Genomic DNA, 24,795 nt, shown 5'->3' on the forward strand with positions numbered 1-24,795 from the left:
AGCTGCTGCCATGCTCGATGTGCATCCGCCGGAACACGCGCCGCACGGCGTGCGCGACTTCTTCCTCCACATCTTCACCATCACCGTGGGCCTGCTGATCGCTCTGGGCCTGGAGTCCTTGGTGGAATGGCGGCACCATGTGCATTTGGGGCACCAGGCGGCTGAAACGATGCGACGGGAACTGGAAGCGAACCGTAAGGATCTGGCAGAGGCCTTGGGGCATGTACCGGAGGAGCAGCGTAACCTCAAGGACCTGCTGCAGTTCTCCAAGCAGAAGGAGAAGGGCACAGCGACAAATCTGAGCTCGATCCGCATGGGCATGAGCATCGCCACCCTGCACGATGCAAGCTGGCAGACTGCCAGTGCGACCGGCGCTTTGAGTTACATACCTTACGAAGAAGCGGAACGGTTTGCCGCTGCCTACACCCTGCAGAAGCAGTTCCTGGAAGTGCAGAATGGTGCACTGCAGCCGGCCATTGCACTGGAGGCTTTGCTCGGCACGGAAGATCCGAACAGCATGGAGGCCGGCCACGCGAGAGAGGTGAGCGCAGGGATCAGAACTATGATGGCGAGCATTGAGACGCAGCGGGAGATTGGCCACGACCTGGATAAGGTGTACGACGAGGCATTGCGGGAGCAGTAGGTCAGGGCCGGTTCCGCTTCCGCACGAAGCGCACGAACACTCGCTCAATCACCTAAGTGTTAAGCATCGGAAGTGACCGATAGCAGGGCGTGCTTGCCACTGTGGTCTGCCCGCTAGCGGGTTGCGATCGGAAGGGAGTACGGCTCGCCCGCAGGAATAAAGTCAACGCGCTCACCCGGTAGCACCGTGCGCAGCCACTCTGCCAGGTTCTTGGACCCCGCCTCTTCCGACGTGTAGTGCCCCAGCAGGATCATGGCTTTGTGCCTTCCTTGCTGGCTCGCATCCCAAACGTAAGAGATCGTCTCCCACTCGGGGATTTCGCCTGCGACGAGTACCTCAACGTCATCCCGTTCTAGCGCCTGGATCTGTCGCGCCTCGCCGGGAGAGCCAGGTCCGTACGCGATCCTGGTTACGCGCAGGTTTGGATCGCCAACGATGCGCATCACCTTGGCGCCGGTGGCGGCCTCCAGTTTGCGCGCCAAGTCCCCCACGGTGATCGGCGCGGAGGTGTACAGCAGCGGGCCACCGGGCACCCGATGCGCTGCTGTCCAGCCAGCCTGGTGCGCCCAGCCTTCCATGATGAAGTCGGGATCGCGCTGGTGCGCTCCGTCGTGAAAGCGGAAGATGACCAGTTTGTGCTCGCGAATGTACTGCAGCTTTTCGCGATACACCGGGTCGTTCACGAACAGGGTGTCCGCGTCCTGGTGGTTATAGAAGGTCGGCTCGTGCGTGATGACCAGGTTGTCTCCAGCTGCGACAGCCTTGCGCAGCACGTCCATGGTGGGCGAAATCGTCGTTGCAATCCCGGTGACGACCGTAGTGGGATCTCCTGCCTTGATGGTGTCAACGGTGCCAGGTTGTATTGAGACATGTGCGGCCTCGCGCATGCGGGCGATCACCTGTTCGGCAGTGAGCGGAGCCTGTTGTGAGTGCGCGGGCAGGCCGCAGGCAAGCAGAAGCAACGGGAGCAGGGAAGAAGATCGCATCCGCAACAGTCTGGCTTGTAGAGGTGCTGCGGGGCAAGCCGGCACCTTTGCGATGCGGAAAAACGACAAGGGTCCGGCGAACCGGACCCTTGTGTCTTTTGTCTATGGTTTGATGGTTAGGCCTTGCCGGCCAGCGTGCGCAGCACATACTGCAGGATGCCGCCGTGCTGGTAGTAGAGGATCTCCTGCGGCGTGTCGATACGCACGGTCGCGGGAATGTGGACCACTTCACCGTCGGCGCGCTTCGCCTCTACGGTGATCTGCTTGCCGTTCGCGAATTTCGAGTCCAGCATGTCCTTCAGGCCGGGCACGCTGTAGGTTTCCTCGCCGGTCAGGCAAAGTGACTTCACATCCTCGCCGGCCTGGAACTGCAGAGGCAGGATGCCCATGCCAACCAGGTTCGAGCGGTGGATGCGCTCGTAGCTTTCTGCCAGAACGAAGCGGATGCCGAGCAGGCGTGGACCCTTAGCGGCCCAGTCGCGCGACGACCCCGAGCCGTACTCCTTACCTGCGAGGATGGCGAGCGGCGTGCCGCGCTCGGCGTACTTCACGCTGGCGTCGTAGATCGACATCTGCTCGCCCTCAGGCAGCAGGCGCGTTACGCCGCCCTCGGTTCCGGGCGCCAGCTTGTTCTTCAGGCGCACGTTTGCAAAGGTGCCGCGCACCATGACCTCGTGGTTGCCGCGGCGTGAGCCGTAGCTGTTGAAGTCGACCGCCTTCACACCGTGCTCGGTTAGGTAGCGGCCGGCCGGTCCGTTCAGCTTGATCGATCCCGCGGGCGAAATGTGATCGGTGGTCACGGAATCGCCCAGCACTGCCAGCACGCGCGCGTCGTGGATGTCCTCCACCGGCGCGGGCGTTGCGGGCATACCGTCGAAATAAGGCGCCTTGCGAATGTAGGTGGAGTCGGGCTCCCAGCCGTAGGTGTCACCCAGAGGGAACTTCAGGTTCTGCCAGTTGGTGTCGCCATCGCTGACGGTGGCGTACTGCGTGCGGAACATCGTCGCGTCGATGTTGTTGTGCACCGCCTCGTTCACGTCCTGCTGTGCCGGCCAGATGTCGCGCAGGTACACCGGCTGACGCGCGTGATCGTATCCCAGCGGCTCGGTATCGAAATCGAAATCGATGCGGCCGGCCAGAGCGTAAGCAACGACGAGCGGCGGGCTCATCAGGTAGTTCGCGCGAACATCGGAGTTGATGCGGCCTTCGAAGTTGCGATTGCCACTGAGCACGCTGACCGCCACCAAGCCGTGCTCTTCGATCGACTTTGAGACGTCGGTCGGCAGAGCGCCGGAGTTGCCGATGCAGGTGGTGCAGCCGTAACCGACGGTGTGGAAGCGCAGCTTGTCCAGGTACTGCGTCAAGCCGGCCTTGTTGTAGTAGTCGGTGACGACGCGGCTGCCCGGAGCGAGTGAAGTCTTCACCCACGGCGGCGTCTGCAGACCCTTCTCGACAGCCTTCTTGGCCAGCAGACCGGCCGCGACCATCACGTACGGATTGCTGGTGTTGGTGCACGACGTGATGGCCGCGATCACGATGGAACCGTCGTGCAGGTACGGATCGACATCCACGCCCGTGCGTGCCTTCACGCTGGGAATGGGCTCGTTGGCGACGGCCAGAACGCCGTCCTTGCCGGGTTCCGGCGCGGCGACGGTGCTCTCGATCGAGCCGTCGGCGGAGACGTGACCGCCTTCACCCGACCAGCGAACGATCTGCCGGTCGCCCTTCACATTCTGTGCGTTGGCGTACAGAGTCGGTAGCGCCTTGGTAAAGGACTCCGCCGCCTGGCTCAGAGCGATGCGGTCCTGCGGCCGCTTGGGGCCGGCGATGCTCGGCTCCACTGTCGCCAGGTCGAGCGACAGCGTGCTCGAGTACTCGGCTTCCGGCGCTTCCGCAGTGTGGAACATGCCTTGCGCGCGGTAGTAGTCCTCGGTCAGTTGCACCAGGTCGTCGGGGCGGCCGGTCAGGCGCAGGTAGTTCAGCGTCTCCGCGTCCACGGGGAAAATGCCGCAGGTTGCGCCGTACTCCGGCGCCATATTCGCGATGGTGGCGCGATCGGCCAGCGGCAGCTCGGCGATGCCCGCGCCGTAGAACTCCACGAACTTGCCGACCACGCCGTGCTTGCGCAGCATCTCGGTTACGGTGAGCACCAGGTCTGTCGCGGTGGCGCCCTCACGGAGCTTGCCGGTCAGCTTAAAGCCGACCACCTGCGGCACCAGCATCGACACCGACTGACCCAGCATGGCGGCCTCGGCTTCAATGCCGCCAACGCCCCAGCCCAGAACGCCCAGGCCGTTGACCATGGTGGTGTGCGAATCGGTGCCGACGAGCGTGTCGGGGTAGGCGATCTTCTCGCCATTCTGGTCCAGCGTAAAGACGACCCGCGCCAGGTACTCAAGGTTCACCTGGTGACAAATGCCCATGCCCGGCGGTACCGCGCTGAAGTTGCGGAACGCCGTTTGGCCCCACTTCAAAAAGGCGTAGCGCTCACGGTTGCGCTGGAACTCCAGCAGCGAGTTCATGTCGTACGCGTTGGGCACACCATACTCGTCCACCTGCACCGAGTGGTCGATGACCAGCTCTGCCGGCTGCAGCGGATTGATGCGTTCCGGGTTACCGCCCAGCACCTTCATGGCATCACGCATGGCGGCCAGGTCGACAATGGCGGGCACGCCGGTGAAGTCCTGCATGAGCACGCGCGCCGGCATGTAGGCGATCTCGCGGCTGGGCTCTGCCAGCGGCTGCCAGCGAGCCAGGAACTGGATGTCATCGGCGGTTACGGCGACGCCGTCCTCCCGGCGCAGCAGGTTCTCCAGCAGGATGCGCAGGGAGAACGGTAGCCGGCTGAGTTCGATGCCTTGGTTGGCTAGCGAGTCCAGGCGGTAGTAGGTGTAGCTCTTGCCGCCAGAGTTGAGGGTGGTCTTTGCGTCAAAGCTGTTGGACGTGGCGTTCGCCTCAGTCCGGGTCGCGTTCGCCGAAACAGTATTGGTGATGCTCATGCAGCGTTGTCCTTGGTCGCGTTCTTGCACGCAGGTTGGCCGCGCATGGGGCGCGGCAAATCTTGTCGGGAAACAGAGTCTCAGGACGAATTAGCGGCTGGCGAACTTACCGCGATCGCGCTTGCCACGACGGAAACGCTTCAACCTGATGCGGGAGCGATTCATCCCTTTATTGTAGCTCCGCCCACCATGGCGAAAGCGCACATGCGTTCCGGCGAAATGCCACCATCGTGGGACTGCAAGACGGCTGAAAATCAAGGCCGGGTCACAACCTTTTTCGCAAAAGGTGTCCCTATAAACAGAGGCATTTGCGGCGTCTCTCCGCTGCGGTGCCGGGAGGTAGCAGAGTGACGAAAATGCGCACGATCCATGCAGTTGCGCTGACGAGAGGACTGGCTGCCGCTGCCATTGGCACGGCGTTGGCGATGGCGTCCGTGGGATGCAAGAACGGGCAGGTCGGCCAGCAGGCGCCGATTGTGGATGGCAATGCCGCCAACGACCCCTCCATGCAGAATCTGGCTGACCCGAACGCCGCGAACGCAGCTTACGCACAAGGTGGTGCGCAGCCGGGCTACCCGGCCAACAGCGGCGCAGTGACGTACGCGCGGAGCACGGCCCCGGTAACCCGGGTAAAGGGGCAGGCGTTCACCAACTCTGGCTATGGCGACGGGCAGAACTATGCCCCGCAATACGGCCAGAACGAGTCCAGCAACTACCAGTATCAGCAGGGTTACGATCAACAGGGCTACCAGCAGGTTTACGATCCAAACGCGACCGTGCAGGACGATCAACTGTACGCGGAGCTGCTGGATCCGAACACGCCTGCGGCGCCACAGCCTCCGCCGGAACTGCCGGTGTATGAGCAGCCGCCCGCGCCCGGGCCAGACTACCTATGGACGCCCGGCTACTGGGACTACGCACCCACCGGCTACTACTACGTTCCGGGCAACTGGGTCTCGGCGCCGTTTGTCGGCGCGCTGTGGACGCCCGGATGGTGGGGACACTACGGTAACGGCTACCGCTGGCACCACGGGTACTGGGGGCCGCACGTGGGCTACTACGGTGGCATCAATTACGGCTTCGGGTTCATCGGCTTCGGCTACCAGGGTGGCTACTGGAACCGCGACCACTTCTACTACAACACCTACGTGAACCATGTACGGCCCGAGGTGGTGAACAATTACGTGTACAACCGGCGAGTGACCGTTGTGAACAACACGTACGTGAACAACACGCGTGTCAGCTACTACGGCGGCCCCGGTGGTTTGCAGCGCCGTCCTGCCCCGGCAGAGTTTGCTGCCGTGCGCGAGGCCCGCATCGCGCCTTTACCTGGACAGATGTTTGCGCGCCAGCAGGCAGCCCAGAACCGGTCGCAGTTCTTTGCCGAGAATCACGGCCGTCCCAACATGCTGTTTGCCAGCAACCCGATCGTGCAGCATAACGTTGCCGTACCTGCGCAACTGCAACACCTGCAGCCAAATCCGCAGGCGTTCCAGCAGCGCATTCAGGCGGAGCAGCAGCGGCAAGGGCAGAACCAGGCCTTCCGCAACAACGAACAGCAGCAGCGGTTCCAGCAACAGCAGCAGAACCAGCAGTTCCGTGCGAACGAGCAGCAGCAGCGCATCCAGGCGGAGCAGCAACGGCAGGGGCAGAACCAGGCCTTCCGCAACAACGAACAGCAGCAGCGGTTCCAGCAACAGCAGCAGAACCAGCAGTTCCGCGCAAACGAGCAGCAGCAGCGCATCCAGGCGGAGCAGCAGCGGCAGGGGCAGAATCAGGCCTTCCGCAACAACGAACAGCAGCAGCATATTCAACAGCAGCAGCAAAATCAGCAGTTCCGCGGAAATGAGCAGCAGCAGCGCATGCAGGCGGAGCATCAGCGGCAAGGGCAGAACCAGGCCTTCCGTAACAATGAACAGCAGCAGCGTATTCAACAGCAGCAGCAGAACCAGCAGCTTCGCACGAACGATCAACAGCAGCGGCAACAGGCTGATCAGCAGCGCCAACAATTTGACCAGCAGCGCCAGCAACAAATGAATCAGCAGCGTCAGCAGGCGGATCAACAACGGCAGCAGTTCGCAAACCAGCAGCGGCCACAGTTCGATCAGCAGCGCCAGCAACAAGTAAACCAGCAACGTCAGCAGGCCGATCAGCAGCGGCAACAGTTCGAACAGCAGCGTCAGCAGCAGATGAACCAGCAACGTCAGCAGGCTGACCAACAGCGCCAGCAGCAGATGAACCAACAGCGTCAGCAGGCGGAGCAGCAGCGGCAGCAATTCCAGCAGCAACGCCAGACTGCACCCCAGCCGCAGCGTCAGGCTGCACCCCAGCCGCAGCCCCAGCACGCCGCACCTCCGCCACACATGGACGCTCCGCACGGGCAGCCCCATGATGGCGGTCACGGCCGGTAACTAAGCTGGGTCGCTTCACAAAAGGGGCAGAGCTTAGGCTCTGCGCCTTTTCTTTGCCCGGGCCCCCGCTAACCGGCGAACGTTTGCCACAGCAACAGTACGTTCAGCGCGATGATGAGCCCGGCCACGGTCCACCCGGCAACCGCCGTGCTGCGCCGGTTTACGAACTCCTTCATCACGCCAAACCTGCCGGTAAGCAGAAGCAGCGGCACCAGCGCAAACGGAATACCGAACGAAAGCACAGCCTGCGACAGCAGAAGAATTTTCACCGGGGACAGTCCCAGTGCAATCACCACCACGGCCGGCACCACGGTGATCGCGCGGCGCAGGTAGACCGGGAACTTCACTTCGAGGAAGCCCTCGATGATTACCTGGCCTGCCAGCACGCCGATGGTCGAAGATGACAGGCCGCTGCACAGTAGCGCCACTGCGAAGGCCAGGGCGGCAAGCCCGCCCAGCAGGGGACCGAGTGTGGCGTGTGCGTCCTCCAGGATCGTGTCCGGGTTCAGGCCGGGCCGGTGCAGAAACGCAGCGGCAGCCAGCATCAACATGGCTCCGTTGATGAACCAAGCGCCGTTCATGGCGACCAGGATGTCGATGGTTTCAAACCGCAGATAGCGGTGGCGGAAGCTGGCAAGGCGCGCTGGATTGGCGCTGATGCTGCGATCCACAAAGGCCTGCATGCGTGGCTGCATTAGGGCGGAGTGCAGGTAGATCACGTGCGGCATCACCGTTGCTCCCAGCATGGTCACCGCCAGGTACACGGTGTTGCGGTGCAGTTGCGGAACCAGGGTGTCGTGCAGGGCAAGGTGCCAATTCGGATGGACGAGGAAGATCTCGACGCCGTAGCAAATACCGATCAGCGAAACAAAGCCGATGATCACGCCTTCAAAGTGGCGAAAGCCGCGCTGGTTCAACGCCAGCAGAACAAAAACAGCAACCGTGGTGAGCAGGGCTGCCACCAGCATGACTGCGGTGCGCCCGATGCCATGCGCAAGCAGCAGCGGACCGCATAGCAGGTAGGCTCCCAGCGCTGCTCCCAGGAACTCGGCAAGGTCGGTGGCGACCGCGCTGATCTCTGCCGCAATCCACAGCAGAAGCACAACTGGGCGAGAGAAGTGCGCCCGGCAGTTGGCAGGCAGACTCAGGCCGGTTGCGATGCCCAGCTTGGCCGAAAGGTACTGCACCAGGATCGCCATCAGGTTGGACCACAGCAGAACCCACAGCAGCGTATAGCCGTGTTGGGCACCGCCGACGATGTTGGCGCCGAAGTTGCCGGGATCGATGTACGCCACGCTGGCAACAAACGCAGGGCCGAAGTAGGTCCAAAGCTCTCGCAGGCGCGAACGCCGCGTGGGCGGAACTAGATGGTCGGTCCTGCTCATAACGCAAGTCTAAATTAGGCAAGCCTAAATCGCGTCCGGAAGGGCACGGGCGCTGGGTCGATCGACATTGCCCCTCGCGAACGTTGGCCGGGCTGTGCGCCTGGTTTCAGCAGGTTCGCCGGGCTGAAATGCTAGCCTTGGCCCATGCGGGTCCTGGTCATTGGCGGCGGCGGTCGTGAACACGCGTTGTGCTGGTCGTTGCGCAAGTCGGCGCGGGTGTCTGAACTGTTTTGCGCTCCGGGCAATGCGGGTATCGCGGAGATCGCCACCTGCCTTACCGTGGAGCAGACCAGCCTGCTCGACATGTTGCGCGTGGTGCACGAGGTGGCTCCGGAACTGGTCGTTGTAGGCCCGGAAATCCCGCTCGGTGTCGGCATTGTGGACGCGCTGAACGCGGAAGGCGTGCGTGTCTTCGGACCCACGCAGGCCGCCGCCCGTCTGGAAGGCTCGAAAAGCTTTGCGAAGCAGTTTATGCAGCGTCACCGCATCGCGACCGCGCGATACACCGTGTGTCAATCGCTCCTTGAGGTTCGCGATGCGCTGCCGGACTTCACCGCGCCCATCGTCGTGAAGGCCGACGGCCTGGCCGCGGGCAAAGGCGTCGTGATCGCTGCGGACCATGCCGAAGCCGAAGCCGCCGCGGTCGATCTACTCACTCTGGGCGGAACGCTGGTGCTGGAAGAGTTCCTCGAAGGCGAGGAGCTATCGTTCTTTGCTCTGTGCGACGGAACCACCGCCGTTCCGATTGCCGCCGCGCAGGACCACAAGCGATTGCTGGAAGGCGATCAGGGGCCAAACACCGGCGGCATGGGCGCGTACTCCACGGACGATCTGCTGCCGAACGCCCTCAGGGACGACCTGCTGCGCGAGGTAGCGCAGCGCGCCGTGGACGGCATGCGCGCGGAGGGCACGCCGTTTCGCGGAATCCTCTTTTGCGGCATGATGCTGACCGAGCGCGGACCGATGGTGCTCGAGTTCAACACGCGCTGGGGCGACCCAGAGACGGAAGCCATTCTGCTGCGCATGGAAACCGACGTGCTCGATCTGATCGACGCGTCGATTGACGGCACTGCCGACCGGCTGCACATTCGCATGCGCCCGGGTGCCAGCGCGTGCGTCATCGCGGCCAGCGCAGGGTATCCCGCCAGCCCGCGCAAGGGCGACCTGATCCACGGGCTCGATCTCGCCCTGCCGGACGATGCTGTCATTTTTCATGCAGGTACCACGGCGACTCCCGAGGGCGTGGTGACCGCTGGTGGCCGCGTGCTGGCCGTCACCGCTGCCGCTGCGTCTCTGCGGGATGCGCTATCCGGCGCCTACGGGGTGATCAACCAGATTCATTTCAAAGGTATGCAGTTTCGGCGTGACATCGGGCATCGCGCCCTGTCCAACGGATAGCGGCAGAAGCAGCGGTCTGAGGCGCGGGAGCAACACTGTGCGCTCGATTCGTCATCTGTCCAAGGACACCGTTGCCCCGGCTCCTCCGGCGCAAGGCGGGGAGCGTACGTTTGAGCACTGCAGAGATCACACGTCCCATTCCGAAGCGTCGCAAGCCGGGTTCCGCGACGGATCCGCTCTGGTACAAGGACGCGATCATCTATGAGCTGCACGTCAAGGCGTTCAACGACTCGAACGGCGACGGCTACGGCGACTTCCAGGGCATCATCCAGAAGCTGGACTACCTGCAAAGCCTCGGTGTGACGTGCATCTGGGTGTTGCCGTTCTTTCCGTCGCCGCAGCGCGATGACGGATACGACATCAGCGATTACATGTCGGTGAACCCCAATTACGGGACCATCGACGATTTTCAGCAGTTCCTCGATCAGGCTCACGCCCGCGGTATGCAGGTGATGATCGAGCTGGTCATCAATCACACCAGCGATCAGCACCCGTGGTTCCAGGCGGCACGCAACTCGCCCAAAGGCTCGCCCGAGCGCGAGATGTATGTCTGGTCCGACACGGACAAGCTGTACTCCGGCGTTCGCATCATCTTTACGGATACCGAGAAGTCCAATTGGACCTGGGATCCGGTTGCGGGACAGTACTACTGGCATCGCTTCTTTTCGCACCAGCCCGATTTGAACTTCGACAACCCGCGCGTGATGGAAGAAGTGCTGAATGCCATGCGCTTCTGGATGGACATGGGCGTGGATGGTCTGCGCCTCGACGCGATTCCGTACCTGGTGGAGCGCGACGGTACCAGTTGCGAGAACGTGCCCGAAACGCACGTGGTTATCAAGCAGATCCGCGCGGCTATTGACGCGGAGTACGAAAATCGCATGGTGCTGGCCGAGGCAAACATGTGGCCAGACGACGTGCGTCCCTATTTCGGCGACGGCGACGAGTGCCAGATGGCGTTCCACTTTCCGTTGATGCCGCGCATCTACATGGCACTGCGGCAGGAAGATCGCCTGCCGATCACGGAAATCATGGCGCGTACGCCGGAGATCCCGGCGAACTGTCAGTGGGGCCTTTTCCTGCGGAACCATGACGAGCTGACGCTCGAGATGGTCACGGACGACGAGCGTGACTACATGTGGTTGGCCTACTCGGCCGACCCGCGCATGCGCATCAACGTCGGCATCCGCCGCCGCCTGGCTCCGCTGCTCGACAACAACCGGCGGCGCATCGAGCTGCTGAACTCGCTACTGCTGTCGTTCCCGGGCACACCGATCCTCTACTACGGTGACGAGATCGGTATGGGCGACAACATCTACCTGGGCGACCGCAACGGCGTTCGTACACCCATGCAGTGGAACAGCGATCGCAACGCCGGCTTCAGTCGCGCCGTTCCGGCCATGCTGTATTCGCCCGTGATCATGGATCCGATCTGGGGCTATGAGGCGATCAACGTCGAAGCGCAGGAGAGCGACACCAGCTCGTTGCTGCACTGGACGCGCAACATGATCGCGCTGCGCAAGCTGTTCCAGGTGTTCGGTCGTGGCACGCAGGAGTTCCTGAAGCCGGAAAATCGCAAGGTGCTCGCCTATCTTCGCGAGTACGAAGGCGAGCACGTAGTGTGCGTCGCCAACCTGTCCCGCTTTGCGCAGCCCGTCACGCTGGACCTTTCGCGCTTTGCCGGAATGGTGCCAGTCGAAATGCTGGGCTACGTCCCATTTCCCAAGATCGACTCCACGCCGTACGCTCTCACCCTGGCGCCCTATGGGTTCATCTGGCTGGAACTGCAGCCGGCCCGGACGGTCGAAGAAGAGGGCGGCACGCCCGAGCAGATTGCAAAGGAAGTAACCTTGCCCGCCAACGACATCGAAAGCGTGCTGACCGGTGCCGGCGCCCAACTGCTGCAGGAGTCATTCCTGCCGCGGTATATCTGCGGCCAGCGGTGGTTCGGAGCCAAGTCGCGCCAGATCCGCAACGTGTGCATTCTGGACTCCATTCGACTGGATTCCACCGACGCGGCGCTGCTGCTGCTGGAGGTGCAATACAGCGACGGCGGACCGCACGACCAGTACACGCTTCCGCTAGCGGTGCGCCGCGTGGCGGGAGATGTCAGCTATCCGGAAGCCTCTGTGGTCGCAAAGCTCTACAACCCGGACTACTCGGGCGTTCTTCTGGACGGCCTGATCCTGCCGGAAGTGCGCGATTACTTCCTGCAGGCGATTGGCGCCGGTGTGCAGCAGCAGACGGCGCACGGCGGCACGCTGCAGGGCCTTGCCAGTTCTGCCTTCTCGCGGCTGCGGGGCGACGGCTTGCTGGAATCGCGCAAGAGCTCGGCCGAACAGAGCAACAGCAGCATGTTCTTTGGCGACCGGCTCATTCTGAAGCTGTTCCGCCGTCTGCAGCCAGGGGAAAATCCGGACGCAGAGATCGGCCGATTCCTGACCGAAGTCGCGCACTACGAACACATCGCGCCCTTCGCCGGCGAACTGGTGTACACGCCGGCCGACACCGATGGCGTTGCCGGCCAGCCAACCACGGTCGGCCTGCTGCAGGGCCTAGTCAAGAACAACGGCGATGGCTGGTACTGGACGCTGGACCAGATCAAGGATGGCAGCGCCACCTACAACGACGCGGCACGTCTGCTGGGCCGTCGCACTGCGGAAATGCACCTGGCTTTGGCAACGCCCACAAACAACGCAGCGTTTGCCGCGGAAGCCACAACGGCAGAGGCCCTGGCAGCCGATGCGGAACGACTGGAGGCGCAGATCGCTGCGGCTCTGCAGGCCGTGCGGTCGCGCATGACGACGTTGAGCGAAGACCTGCTCACGCCCGCAGCTACGCTGATCGCACATCGGAACGATTTGCACGCCGTGGCAGCGCAGCTTCGCACGCTGAACCCGCAGGAAGCTGGCATGCGCACCCGCATTCATGGTGATTACCACCTGGGCCAGGTTTTGCGTACGGAAAGCGACTTCGTTCTGCTCGACTTCGAGGGTGAGCCAGCCCGGTCGCTCGAAGAGCGTCGGGCCAAGCAGTCGCCGTTGCGCGATGTCGCTGGAATGCTGCGCTCGTTCTCTTACGCGGGTGTGGCTGGTTTCGGCGTTGACACCGAGCGCGAGGAGCAGCGCCGCAGATGGGAGCAGGACGCCTCGGCCGCGTTCCTGGCGGGATATCGCGAAGCGTATCCGCAGGGGTCCGATCACACGGGCAGCGCGGCTGTTGCGCCGCAGTTACTGCGCGCGTTTCTGCTGGAGAAGTCGCTCTACGAACTCATGTATGAATTGAACAACCGGCCTGATTGGATCAGCATTCCCTTGCAGGGCATTCTGGAGCTGCTGGAGCAACGCGAAAGGTAGCCATGGCACTGGAGCAAACAATCACCGCAGAGCAGGAATCGCACGACCAGGCACACGTCTCGGGCAGCAACACAGAGGTGCCGTTTGTGATCGCTCTGGGGACGTCCTACCTGGACGCAGCGCCGGAACAGATCGCGGCGCTGCTGCCCTGGCTACGCACGGTGGTCGGGGCCACCCAGCGTGAGGTGCTGGTCGGGTATCCCGTGACCCACAGCGGTGCGACCTCCGAGCAGCAGGACGGGTTTCTACTGCAGCCGTTTGTGGCGAATGCGGGTGCCGCCGACTCCGTGGTGCAGACCGCAAACGCCTGGCTTAGTGCGTATGAACTGGTGCGTGCACACGGAGCTCGTTGCTGCCTGATTCTGGGCGGCGAAGCGCAAAGCCTGGATGCCCAAGCGGCCGCATCGCTGCTGGATGCCGTGAGCAGCGGTGGCGCCGACTTGGCGGTGCCGCGTTACAACCTGCCCACCAACCAGGGCTTGCTCAATGCGGCGGTGCTATCGCCGCTCTCACGCGCGGTATTCAACGCAGATCTGCGGTTCCCGCTGGCGCTCGACTTTGCCTGCTCCGCTCGCATGGCGGAACGCATGGCCGCCGCAGCGCAGCGGTTCACCTCCAACGCTCAGCCGGACGCCGTTCTGTGGCCAGTGGGCGAGGCGGCCGTGGCGGGCTATACGCTTGCTGAGATCGCTGCCGGACCGAGGGCGCTTCCCCAAGTCGACCAGGATCTCGGTACCATTCTCATCCGCGTCGCCGGTTCCATGTTTGCGGATGTAGAGGCAAAGGCCACCTTCTGGCAGCGCACGCGGCCGGCGACTCCGGTGCTTCGGGCCGATGGCGGCCTGTCCACCGCACCAGCGTTGGCCGACTCGCCTTCCGCGGAAGAAATCCAGTCTCTGGTGGAAAGCTTCCGCGTGGGCTACAGCAATCTGCATGAGATCTGGTCGCTCGTGCTGCCGCCCAACACTCTGGTCGCGCTGAAGCGCCTGTCTGCCGCGCCGGTGGAGTCCTTCCAGCTACCGGACAGCACCTGGGTCCGCATTGTGTACGACTTTGTGCTGGCGCATCGGCTCAGAACTATCGCTCGCAACCACCTGATGGGCGCCTTTGCCCCGCTCTATCTGGCGTGGGTGGCTTCGCACCTGGCGCAAAGCCGGGGCGATGCGCACGTAGAAGCTTTGGCCCGCGCCTTTGAGGCGGACAAGCCATACCTGGTATCTCGCTGGCGCTGGCCCGACCGGTTCAACCCGTAAGTTGTCGAGCGCGCCGGAACTGATCTGAAGCCCATCCGCTAACCGCCACATGGTGGCGAGGAGACAAACAATGCTTTCCCAGATGAAAGACGCACTCGTCGGGTCTACACAGAGCGTGCTTGTAAAGCTGGCGAACTTCCTGCCCGCCGCGCTCGCACTTCTGATCGCGATTGCTCTGTTTGCCCTGATCGGCGCGGGGCTCAGTTGGCTTGTGCGGCGCCTGCTTGGCCGCGTCAAATTCGACGAGCGCGCGGACCGTGGTACAGTCGGCGTCTCGGACTGGTCGCCCTCGCACTCGCCCACGCTGCTGGTCGGTCGCATCGTGTTCTGGGCCTGCACGCTCCTGGGCGTCGTCGTTGGTATCTCCGCCTTTGACGCCGCTTCGTCCACCTACAATCTCACACCCTTCTTCCTGCCCTACCTGGCGCATGGTGTTGGAGCGTTCCTCATCGCGGTCGCCGGCATCATCGTCGCGCGGTACCTGTCGCGTTCCATCCTGATCAACGCGTCCAACGCCAAGCTGCAGTATGCCCGCCTGCTTTCCCTGGGGGCGAAGTACCTGGTGCTGGTCTTTACCGGCGCCATGGTGCTGGATCACATCGGCATTGGTGGAACCATCGTGGACCTTGGCTTCGGCATCCTCTTCGGGGGCATGGTGCTGACGCTTGCGCTTGCCGTGGGTCTTGGCTCTCGCGAAGTCGTTGCGCGATCCATTGAACGGAGCGCCGACCGCTCCACGCCCATCGACACCGCGGCACGCACCTCGGCCGATCCCGCACGCACCATCCGCCACTTCTAGCGGATGGGTGTGATCGTTCCAATCACCTTAGAGCCCGAGTGGCAGGCAGCCCTTTCTGCAGTGCCCTCCTGGCAGCCGCCGCTTGTGCCCACTGTGGTCGTCGCGCCCCACCCGGACGACGAAACTCTGGCCGCCGGGGGCCTGATCGCCCACCTGCGCGAGCGGGAAACAGACGTCCGCGTCATTGCCGCGACGGACGGCGAACACGCGTATGAGGGCGAGACCGGGCTTGGCCCCATCAGGGAAGTGGAGCAGCAGCAGGCGCTTGAGCGGCTCGGTGTCGAGGCGAACTCGATCCACCGTCTCCGCCTCTGCGATAGCGGCTTGTCTGCCCTTGAGACGGAGTTGGCACTAGCGATGGAGCCACTCCTCCGGGATGCCCGCCACATCGTGGCGCCATGGCCGCATGACTTCCACCCGGACCACGAAGTCACAGGCCGTGTTGCCCTGGCCTTGGCGAACCGGCTTGGCATCCCGCTCACTTGGTACTTCTTTTGGACGTGGCACCGCGGCCGGCCCGATCTACTGCACGGACTTCCGCTGCGAAAGCTCCTGCTGAGCGCTGCGGAACAGCAGGCCAAGCGCGAAGCACTCGCTTTCCATGTCTCGCAACTGCAACACAGCAGCGGAGAGCCCATCTTGCCTGAGAACCTGCTGGAGCCTGCCTGGAGATCGTTTGAGGTATTTTTACCCGCATGATCTTCCGCAAAAAGCTCGACCCCTCCAGCGCGAGTTTTTTTGAGCAGAAGTACAGGAAGACCGCCGATCCCTGGAACTTCGAAAAGAGCCAGTATGAGCAGGCGCGCTACGACGCCATCATCGCTGCCCTGGCAGGCAGGCGCTATCACAAGGCGTTCGAGCCCGGGTGTTCCGTGGGAGCTCTCACAGCCAAGCTGCTGACCGTCTGTGATCAGGTGGAAGCGATCGACTTTGCTGCTTCCGCGATCGCAACCGCGCGTCAGCGTAATCCCGATCCGCGAGCGCATTTCCAGGTGATGAGCTTGCCGGAACGTTTGCCGCTTCTCGGCTTCGACCTGATCGTGCTCAGCGAGATCGGATACTACTTCACGGCCGAGCAATGGAGTGAGTATGTCGACTCCATCGTCTCGACTTCGGCGCCCGGTTCCACTCTCATCGCAGCACACTGGCTTGGTGTTTCACAGGATCACCGTTTGTCCGGAGACGAGGTCCACGCCACTCTGCGAGCGCACCCCAACTTGCATCTACAGCACGAGGAGCGCCATCCGGCGTTTCGCTTAGATCGGTTGGAGCGCAGTTGAATGAGTCGAAACGGTAAGCCTGCTCAAGGCTGTGCAGACTTGCGTCACGTGGCAGTCCTGATTCCAGCGCGCAATGAGGAACAGTTACTTCCGCGCTGTCTGCGATCTGTTCAGATCGCACGCACGTCGCTGCCGTCCGATTTCACAAGCGATGTGGTCGTGGTCTCCGATCGCTCCAGCGACCGAACGCGCGAGATTGCCGAAGAGATCCTTGGACATTCGGGTGCAGTCGTCTGCACCAGCGCGGGTGTGGTTGGCATGGCGCGCGCATTGGCCGCACGCGTTGCACTGCAGCGCTTTAGCGGTCTGGCGGCAGGATGTTGGTTCGCCAACACGGACGCGGACTGCGAGGTGCCGCCTACCTGGCTAACCGATCAACTGCGCCTTGCCCGTGACGGCGCCGACGCGGTCGCAGGCATTGTCGACGTGCATGACTTCTCGGAACACCGGGCACATGTTGCGCTTCGCTTTCGTGACACGTATTGCGTCAACGCAGACGGAACTCATCCGCATGTTCACGGAGCCAACCTCGGCGTCCGGGCGGATGCCTACTTGCGGGCCGGCGGCTGGGCGGCCATTGCCACTGCCGAAGACCACGATTTGTGGGGCCGGTTGCACGGTAGCGGTCATGCGCGCGTGAGCGATGCCGCTCTGCAGGTGATCACCAGCGGGCGACGCGTAGGCCGCGCGCCGCACGGCTTCGCCGATGCCCTGGCAGCACATAACGGCTGCGCCGCGTGACGTCGCAAGCGGCGTTCCTGGAACGCGTGCGAGCCGTGTGCGATCGTAGCCTGCCGCACCTCGGCGGTGGCGAAACGCCGCAGCGTCACGCGGTTCTCTTTGACATCGGCGAAGAGGACCTGAGTCTGGCCAAGATCGCCGAGGCTCATTTCGATGCCCAGGCCATCCTCGACGAAGCCCGCTTGTCTCCGGAAGACGGAGCCATTTACGCGGTGTGGGCCAGCGAGGTGCCCGGCCAAGGCCTCGAACTGCTGCGCGGGATCGGCTCAGCGGATTGCATCACCGGTGGAAAGCCGTTCTGTAGCGGAGCCACGCTGGTCGATCGAGCGCTGGTCACCGTAGCGCATCCAGAGCCGCTGCTGGTGGAAGTGGACCTGCGTCGCGCGCGCGGAACAGTCGATTGGGATCTGTCCCAATGGAGCACCGAAGCCTTCCGCCTGACATGCACGGGAGCGGTGCGGTTTCAGCAGACTTCTGTGGAGCGTGTCGTTGGGGCTGCCGGCTTCTATCTCGATCGGCCCGGCTTCTGGCACGGTGCCTGCGGTCCCGCAGCGTGCTGGGCGGGCGGAGCAGCGGGCCTGCTTCACTTTGCGCGGCAAAGCAAGCGAAACGACGCACACACGGTCGCACATCGTGCGGCCATGGAGGCTAACGTCTGGACGATGCGCACGCTCCTGACGCAGGCCGGTGTTGAGATCGACCAAGCACCCGGCGACCGCGGAGCAGCACACGTGCGAGCTCTGCGTTTGCGCCACATGGTGGAGCAGCTTGCCGACGACACGTTGCAGCGATTCAGCCGCGCATACGGTCCACACCCGCTTGCCATGGACCCCGCGATGAGCCGGCGGTGCGCGGAGCTGAATCTGTTCCTACGGCAATGCCATGGCGAGCGCGACCTGGAAGCACTGGGCCGTGCCGAGGCGGAGTTGCAAGCCGCTCGAGCGTAGTCCCGGTTCAGCTGAAGCGTCGCTTCAACACACTCTGGATCTTCGGATCGATCCACAGCGCAAGCAGCGTGGCCAGGGCAAAGATCGTGAGCACCGCGCACGCGAAAGCGCCGTACCATCCCAACGCTGGATGCAGCTTCATGGTGATGGAGTAGCCGAGACGATTGTGCAGCAGGTATAGCGGGTAGGTGACCAGGCCCATGGCACGCAACGCGCTTACACCGCGCTTGCCGAGTCGATGCTGCAGGGCCCCGTTGTATCGCACGGAAGCCCAGATCATTCCCACGGTGCCAATCCAGATAGCTTCGGCGCCCCACTGCGGAAACCACATCTCCAGGTAGGGCTGAGCGATCGTTGCGTGATACCAGATTTCCATCAGGCAACCGGCAACGCTGATCGTCAGCGCGAGGGCGTGCTTCCAGCCGGCCCGGTACCCCGGCCGCAGCATGGCATCCCACACCAGCACGCCTGTTGCGAAGAAGCATCCATGCAGAATCAGCAGGCTTGGGTAAAACGAGAGATGCTGCAGCGACTTGTGAACGATCGTCCAAATGCGTCCCGACCAGAAGGGATCTGCCGTGACAAACGACCAGTACACAAAGCTAACGGTGCCAACCACCGTCATCGCGCGAGGTAGCCAGCGCAACCGCCTGCTTGCGATCAGGAGGAACACAAGCAGATAGAACGCGACCTCAACCGGCAGGGTCCAGAACGGATCGTCGATGTACTCGGTCACGTGGCTGCCCGGCGTAAACACGATCGTTTCCAGCACGTCGCGGAACACTGCCGGCAAGGTCAACGCATGCATCCACAGTGCCGCGCCAGCGGCGACCAGGGCACACAGAACGCACATGGGCCACAACCGAAAGAAGCGATACTTCGCAAACTTCGCCGCTGAGACACTCTGCGCCGAGTACGCAATCACGAAGCCCGAGATCACAAAGAAGATCTCAACGCCGATCCACCCGTAGCAGAACACGGGACGCAGTGGCATGAATGCCGTGGTCGGCATCACACCGCCATTGCGGCTGCGCAGCCACGAAGACACGATCAGGTGTGATCCCATCACCAGCAAGGCCGCTAGGAGGCGGAGCGCGTCGATGCCCACCACCTGCTTGCGCAAGGGTTGGTGTACCGGCAGATCGTGGGAGGGAGGTTGCGACCTCATCGGCTCAGGGACCACCTTGGGAAGACGAATAGAAAGCGTGCATGCAGATCGTCGCGGTGGTGATAGACCCAACCTCCAAACAGCACTGCGGCCAGCGAAGGAAGCAGCAACTGCACCGTCTTGCCTGTCAGGTGCACGTGCAACAGCAGGGTGCGCACCGCTACCTGGGCGTACGGCGCCAGCAGAAAAATGCCAATGGAGGCCTGGCCACACCAGGCGAGCCAGTGTCCGCCATCGGTTCCGTCGACGACGCGGGCGGCGAGCAGCAGCATGCCTGTACCCGCCAGCGCCAGCAGCAGCGAGCCGAAGTAGTTCCACTCCCAATGACGGGCTGTGCCGTGCCAGATCAGCCAGGCGATGCTCGCCGCCAGCACCGAAGAAATGACCCGCGGTATGCGCACGACCTGCTGCACTCTTCCTCCAACGATCGCGCCCAGGATGACCATGGGCAGGAAGAAAAGCCCCGCAGCGACGAAGTTGATCGGGATTGCCAGGCAGTACTTGCGCACTACTAGCGAAATGGCTAATAGCAGGATCATGGGCACAGAGACGGGCAGACTGATCACGATCGCGAACACAGCAAGCGCGAAGAACAGCGTGGGCAAGAACCACGCACCCGCCGCGGTGAAAAACGTCCAGGCGACCGCGGTCCACGCAGGCTGAAGTTTGTGGGTGACGTGTGCGCCCACGCGGAAGATCACCAGGTTCAGCAGCTCAAACAAGAAATAAGGCCATAGCAGGGTCGAAACACGGTCCCGCAGAAATCGAGGCAGTCCGCGTTTGCGCAGACTGCCGGTGGCAAACAGTCCAGCCAGGAAGAAAAACGCCGGCATGTGAAAGCTGTACATCCACTCATAGATCCGTACATCCAGGCTGGATCCCTGCCACAAGCCGCGGCTCGTCATCCCCTGACTGGTATGGCCGATCACGACCAGGATGATGGCCAGTCCGCGCGCCGCGTCGATCAACTCCGAGCGCGCCGCCGGCTCGCCGGCTGTAACAGGCTGCATACTCTAACGCTAACGCCTCGGACCGTTCATATCGACGGATCGCAGGATTTTGCCGCCCTCCTGCACCACGTAAAGCTTGTTCGCAGCCAGGGCCTTCAACGAGTCGCGCGCCCCGCTGGGCCAATGAATCTCAACATCGGCCGTTGCAGCCGAACCCAGGCCGAAGTGGACGCGGGGATCGTTTTGGGAGAAGTAGCTGCCGCCGCTGCGCACCTCGTCGATCTGTTTCAGCGGAGCTTTCGACGCGGGATCGTATTGCGTCCCGGTCTGTGCGGTCACGGTCAGGCGTGCGCCAATGCCGCTGCGATTGCTCTTCGTTCCGACCAGCCGCAGCTTTAGGAAGTTCACGTTCTTTGCGTCGGCGGTGCGGTCACATCGCAGCAGTTGCGGCGGCGCGTTCACGCAGTTCACCACCACGTCGATGTCGCCGTCATTATCAAAGTCTCCAAAGGCGCAACCGCGTGCCGGCACGCTGGCGGTAATGCCGGAGCCCGCACGGTCGGTCACCTCCTCAAATTGGCCGTCGCGAAGGTTGCGGTACACGTACTTGTGCTCGGCATACGGCGAGTCGATGTGCGTGCCGTCCACCTCCGGGTACACGTGGCCGTTGCTCATGAACAGGTCAGGCCACCCATCGTTATCCGGATCGAAGAAGCCCACGCCCCAACCGAGAAAGCGGGTGTTCACGCCCAGCCCGCTCAGGTAGGTGTGGTCTTCGAAGTTGCCATCACCCAGATTCTGGTAGAGCGAGTCGGTATCGCCGGCGAAGTTCGTCTTCACGATGTCGAGCAGGCCGTCACGATTGAAGTCGCCCACGCTCACGCCCATACCCGCCTGGGGCCGGCCGTCGGGCGAGTACGCAATGCCGCTCTCAATCGCTTCGTCCTTGAAGGTGCCGTCCTTCTGGTTGTGGTAGAAGGTCGCCGCGGTGGAATCGTTCGCAACGTAAATGTCCGGCCAGCCGTCGTTGTCCAGATCGGCCACGCTCACGCTCAGAGCGTATGTGCCGATCGTGTTCAGCATGCCCGCTCTCTCACTCACGTCAGAGAAGGTGCCGTCGCCGTTGTTGCGGTACAGGATGTTCTTGCCGCCGTTGAGCCCGGGCGGGCCGCAGGCCACCTGGATGCCCTTATACGCGCAACCGGCCGCTTCCGGCAGTGGCGCGGTCTTGATGTCGAAGTCGATGTAGTTCGCGACAAACAGATCGAGATGACCGTCGCGGTCGTAGTCGAGAAACGCGCATCCGGTGTTCCAGCGCGTTGTCTTCTGTGAAAGGCCCGCTTTCGCCGTCACGTCGGTAAAGGTGCCGTCCCCGTGACTCTTGTAGAGCACGTTCTGGCCGTAATACGTGACGAACAGATCGTCCAGGCCGTCGTTGTCGTAATCGCCAACGCAGCAGCCCTGGCCCCAACCCGTGCGAGTCATGCCGCTCTTCGCGGTGACGTCGGTAAAGGTACCGTCGCGATTGTTCTTGAACAGCCGCGACATCGGTTCCTGTCCCTTTGGAAAGCCCTCAATGCGGCTGCCGTTCACCAGGAAGATGTCGACCCAGTCATCGTGATCGAAGTCGTAGAAAGCCACGCCGCATCCCGTGGTCTCCAGCAGGTAGCGATTCTTGTGTTCGCCACCATAGATGGTCTTCGCGTTCAAGCCGCTTTGCTTCGCCACGTCCAGAAAGGTGTAGCCCAGGGGGGCGCCCAGAACGGGCGACGGGTTCAGCTTGGCGGCGCGTGGCTTCACGTCGTAGGCCTGGCGCGAGTTGCCCGACGGCGCCTGTTGCTGCGGCCCCATCTGCGCGGGCATCGCCAGCGACAGCACATCTTCCAGGGAAAGCACCAGCGCGGTGCGGGACAACGACTTCAGAAATCTTCTGCGGTCAGCCCGCATCCACCCACCTCAAATCCCACACCGTTCGCATGGGCAGTATAGAAACCGGCGCAACGCGGCGGCAATGCTGCTTAAACAGTGGAGTGCATCCGCCGTGCTGCGGAAGCTCTACTGCTTGCTTTGCAGAGCCTTGCCCCGCGCCCGCTCCACGTCCGCCTCGGCCTTCGCACCTAGGTGGTCCAGCGCATCGGCCAGAGCAAGGTGTGGGGCGGCATCGGTTGGGTCGGCGGCAATCGCGTTGCGAAACTGAGTACTGGCCTCGGCAAACTGGCCGCGTTGCAACAGAACGTTGCCGCTATCCAGGGCGAAGCGCTCCTTCTGCTTTGCGGTGGCGGCTCGGCTCAACTCGGCCGCCTGCTTCCGCTCGGCCGCCGCGCCCTCGCGATCGCCTAACTCGATCAGCACGCTGGCCAGATTCACATGATTGCCTGGCTGGCCCGGGTCCAGCGCAACGGCGCGGCGCAGGGCCTCGGCAGCCTCCTTCGGCTTGCCGTCCTGCTTCAGCACCGAGCCCAGCATGCCCCACATCTCTCCGTTGTCGGGCCGCAGCGCCACCGCCTGCTGCAGCGCACTGGCAGCCTTGCTGAAGTCACCCTGCTGCATGTACAGCACACCCAGCGAATAGGGTGCGTCCGCAAGCTGCGGATCCAGCGAACGCGCCTTCTCAAACGCCGCGATCGACTCTGCAAAGTGATCCTTCAACTTGTAGGCAAGGCCCAGGTCGTAGGCGATTTGCGCGCTATTCGGGTCCAGTGCGCTGCTCCGGGCGAACTCGGCAATCGCGTTGTCCAGGTCGCTCTGCTGCAGGTACGCGACACCCAGGTCCTGGTGCAGCGTGGCATCGTTGGGTGCCAGCTTGACCGCGCGCGTGTACAGCGGCAGCGCCTCGCGCGCTTTGCCGGTTTGCACCAGCGCCAGGCCATAGTTGGTCAAAATGTCGGGGTCGTCAGGCCGTGCCGTGAGAGCCTGCGCGAAGAGGGGCACGGCCTCCTGATTGCGGCCCAGGCTTTCCAGCGTCAACGCCAGCTGATAGGCCGCCTGGCTGTTCCGCGGATCCTGCTCGAGCGCGTGGCGCAGCGTCGCGAGCGCACCTGCTTCGTCGCCAGCCTGGAACTGGGCGGAACCCAACTGAATCTGGATCGCCGTGTTGTTCGGCCGCAGCGATGCTGCCTGCTGCAACAGGGAGAGCGCGTCCGTCGCGCGGCCCTCATCTACCAGGTCTGCACCAAGGTGCAGCAGAATGGCTGCCAGAGTGTCGGAACCGGCCGGTGCTGCGGCAAGCGCTGCCCGAAAGTGCGGCTCGGCCTCGGCAAAATGCTTCTGTTGCGCCAGCAGAATGCCCTCAGCATCCTGCAGCGTGGGGTCGCTCGGCGCCGCGGCCAGTGCGGCCTCCAGCGTCTGCGCCGCGTCCGCGGGCTGCTGCTTCGCCATGTAGAGCTGCGCGAGCGCGATCGAGGAATCCGGCGGCAACGCCGTTCCGTGTTGCGTTCGCCACGCCTGCAGCGCGGTGATCCCTTCCTCAACCTGCGCCGAGGTTCCCGCGGAGGTGCCCAGCACGGCCGCCGACGCCGTGCCTAGGTTCAACTGCGCTGCGCCATCGTTCGGATCCATCTGCAGGGCTCGCCGCAGTTCCGGCAGGGCATCGCCGCTGCGGCCTTCCTGCACCAGGACGGCGCCCAGCGCGCTGTGGCCGGCCGCAATACCCGGAGCAAGCCGAACCACGGCACGGAATTTTTGCTCCGCCAAGGTCAATTGATGAGCCTGGGTAGCCGCAACGCCTTCGCGGAACGCCTTACCGGCCGCGTCCACGCCAGTCTGCGCCGATCCCGCGGCACAGGAGGCGGTCAGGACCAGTAGAGAAAGGCGGCGGAGCGTCACGGCTCCCATGGTAGCCCGGCAGGCTGGGTCAGCGTGGCGATAGGGTGGCGTACTGCCGCCCCAGGTAGAGCCGGAATCCGCTGCCCTCTGCCGTCATCTGCAAGGGGCGGGGCCGCCGCAGTTCCTTGTCCTCCGTCACAGCGGTCCGGCCAATCTCGTTTCCGGCCACGTCCAGCAGGACAAAGTTGTTGTCGCTCAGAAAGCCGCCGCCGTAGATGCCGGGTTGCACCGTTAGCGTGCCCACGGTCAGCGGCAGCTCCGTAACGAAGTAGAACTGGTACTTCTCGCGGACCCCGGTCGAGTAGCCGGAGGTGTCCACCAGGCCCGCCCAGACCATGCGCCCCGCCGCATTGCGGAATCCAGCGCTGTTGCGTAGCTGCAGCGGAGCACTCTGGCCGCTGAAAAAGACAGTGGCCGGCAGAAGCCGCTCCAGGTCAGCAGGCGACAGCAGCCCTGTGGCCGTGGTGGAAACCTGTGGTGCGGACGCCATCTGGACGGGAAAGCCGGCAGGGAACGCCGGGGCTGCTGGCCCGGCAGATGGGAGCGCGGCCAAGGAACCCGCCAGCAGGAACGAAGTGAAGAAATGCATGAGGAATGAATCCTTTGGGGCGGAGCCACAGCCCGCGACACATCGTTCCACGAGATCGGAGCCTC

18 protein-coding genes are annotated in these 24,795 nt (G+C 63.3%); 10 read left to right on the forward strand and 8 right to left on the reverse strand.

Translation table 11 applies throughout. The features are described 5' to 3' along the window. The first annotated feature begins 10 nt into the window (after nt 1-10). Nucleotides 11-643, forward strand: a complete 633-nt coding sequence (locus OHL12_RS15390; protein ID WP_263414700.1) for a hypothetical protein — start codon at nt 11-13, stop codon at nt 641-643. A gap of 113 nt (nt 644-756) precedes the next feature. Here OHL12_RS15390 and OHL12_RS15395 read toward each other — a convergent pair whose 3' ends face one another. Continuing rightward, nucleotides 757-1,629, reverse strand: a complete 873-nt coding sequence (locus tag OHL12_RS15395) for a Nif3-like dinuclear metal center hexameric protein (protein ID WP_263414701.1) — start codon at nt 1,627-1,629, stop codon at nt 757-759. 116 nt (nt 1,630-1,745) lie between these two features. Beyond that, a complete protein-coding gene (gene acnA, locus OHL12_RS15400; protein WP_263414702.1) occupies nt 1,746-4,628 on the reverse strand; it encodes an aconitate hydratase in 2,883 nt (960 codons plus the stop codon). A gap of 356 nt (nt 4,629-4,984) precedes the next feature. Between acnA and OHL12_RS15405 the strand changes: the two genes are divergently transcribed. Further along, the gene (locus OHL12_RS15405) at nt 4,985-7,039 is read left to right on the forward strand and encodes a YXWGXW repeat-containing protein (protein WP_263415147.1); all 2,055 of its coding nucleotides are present in this window, start codon (nt 4,985-4,987) and stop codon (nt 7,037-7,039) included. Between the two features lie 68 nt (nt 7,040-7,107). Here OHL12_RS15405 and OHL12_RS15410 read toward each other — a convergent pair whose 3' ends face one another. Next, on the reverse strand, nt 7,108-8,424 hold the full coding sequence (locus tag OHL12_RS15410; RefSeq protein WP_263414703.1) for an Nramp family divalent metal transporter: 1,317 nt from the start codon (nt 8,422-8,424) through the stop codon (nt 7,108-7,110). Nucleotides 8,425-8,568: 144 nt separating this feature from the next. Here OHL12_RS15410 and purD point away from each other — a divergent pair, with 144 nt between their 5' ends. The 8 genes from purD to OHL12_RS15450 all read left to right on the forward strand — a co-directional run bounded on the left by purD (nt 8,569) and on the right by OHL12_RS15450 (nt 18,198). Then, entirely contained in the window at nt 8,569-9,822 is a 1,254-nt protein-coding gene (purD, locus tag OHL12_RS15415; RefSeq protein WP_263414704.1) for a phosphoribosylamine--glycine ligase, read from the forward strand. A gap of 110 nt (nt 9,823-9,932) precedes the next feature. Beyond that, entirely contained in the window at nt 9,933-13,178 is a 3,246-nt protein-coding gene (gene treS, locus OHL12_RS15420) for a maltose alpha-D-glucosyltransferase (protein ID WP_263414705.1), read from the forward strand. A 2-nt stretch (nt 13,179-13,180) separates the two neighbouring features. Further along, nucleotides 13,181-14,431, forward strand: coding sequence for a hypothetical protein (locus OHL12_RS15425; RefSeq protein ID WP_263414706.1), 1,251 nt, complete (start codon nt 13,181-13,183; stop codon nt 14,429-14,431). 70 nt (nt 14,432-14,501) lie between these two features. Then, entirely contained in the window at nt 14,502-15,230 is a 729-nt protein-coding gene (locus OHL12_RS15430) for a hypothetical protein (RefSeq protein ID WP_263414707.1), read from the forward strand. Nucleotides 15,231-15,239: 9 nt separating this feature from the next. Further along, entirely contained in the window at nt 15,240-15,929 is a 690-nt protein-coding gene (locus OHL12_RS15435) for a PIG-L deacetylase family protein (RefSeq protein ID WP_263414708.1), read from the forward strand. Then, nucleotides 15,926-16,510 (forward strand): nodulation S family protein, encoded by a 585-nt coding sequence (locus OHL12_RS15440; RefSeq protein WP_263414709.1) that lies wholly within the window; start codon nt 15,926-15,928, stop codon nt 16,508-16,510. The genes OHL12_RS15435 and OHL12_RS15440 overlap by 4 nt, the downstream gene beginning before the upstream one ends. Before the next feature lie 48 nt (nt 16,511-16,558). Further along, nucleotides 16,559-17,251, forward strand: a complete 693-nt coding sequence (locus tag OHL12_RS15445) for a glycosyltransferase (RefSeq protein ID WP_263414710.1) — start codon at nt 16,559-16,561, stop codon at nt 17,249-17,251. A 35-nt stretch (nt 17,252-17,286) separates the two neighbouring features. Beyond that, nucleotides 17,287-18,198, forward strand: coding sequence for an acyl-CoA dehydrogenase family protein (locus tag OHL12_RS15450; protein WP_263414711.1), 912 nt, complete (start codon nt 17,287-17,289; stop codon nt 18,196-18,198). 7 nt (nt 18,199-18,205) lie between these two features. Here OHL12_RS15450 and OHL12_RS15455 read toward each other — a convergent pair whose 3' ends face one another. From OHL12_RS15455 to OHL12_RS15475, 5 genes are all read right to left on the reverse strand, one after another. Continuing rightward, nucleotides 18,206-19,366 (reverse strand): acyltransferase family protein, encoded by a 1,161-nt coding sequence (locus OHL12_RS15455; protein WP_263414712.1) that lies wholly within the window; start codon nt 19,364-19,366, stop codon nt 18,206-18,208. Then, entirely contained in the window at nt 19,363-20,376 is a 1,014-nt protein-coding gene (locus OHL12_RS15460; protein WP_263414713.1) for an acyltransferase family protein, read from the reverse strand. The genes OHL12_RS15455 and OHL12_RS15460 overlap by 4 nt, the downstream gene beginning before the upstream one ends. 9 nt (nt 20,377-20,385) lie before the next feature. Then, a complete protein-coding gene (locus OHL12_RS15465; RefSeq protein WP_263414714.1) occupies nt 20,386-22,263 on the reverse strand; it encodes a CRTAC1 family protein in 1,878 nt (625 codons plus the stop codon). Between the two features lie 108 nt (nt 22,264-22,371). Continuing rightward, on the reverse strand, nt 22,372-24,141 hold the full coding sequence (locus OHL12_RS15470; protein ID WP_263414715.1) for a tetratricopeptide repeat protein: 1,770 nt from the start codon (nt 24,139-24,141) through the stop codon (nt 22,372-22,374). Nucleotides 24,142-24,169: 28 nt separating this feature from the next. Beyond that, complete coding sequence (locus OHL12_RS15475) at nt 24,170-24,730, reverse strand: hypothetical protein (protein ID WP_263414716.1); 561 nt, start codon at nt 24,728-24,730, stop codon at nt 24,170-24,172. Nucleotides 24,731-24,795: the final 65 nt, after the last annotated feature.

Source organism: Terriglobus aquaticus, assembly GCF_025685415.1.
Lineage (GTDB): Bacteria > Acidobacteriota > Terriglobia > Terriglobales > Acidobacteriaceae > Terriglobus > Terriglobus aquaticus.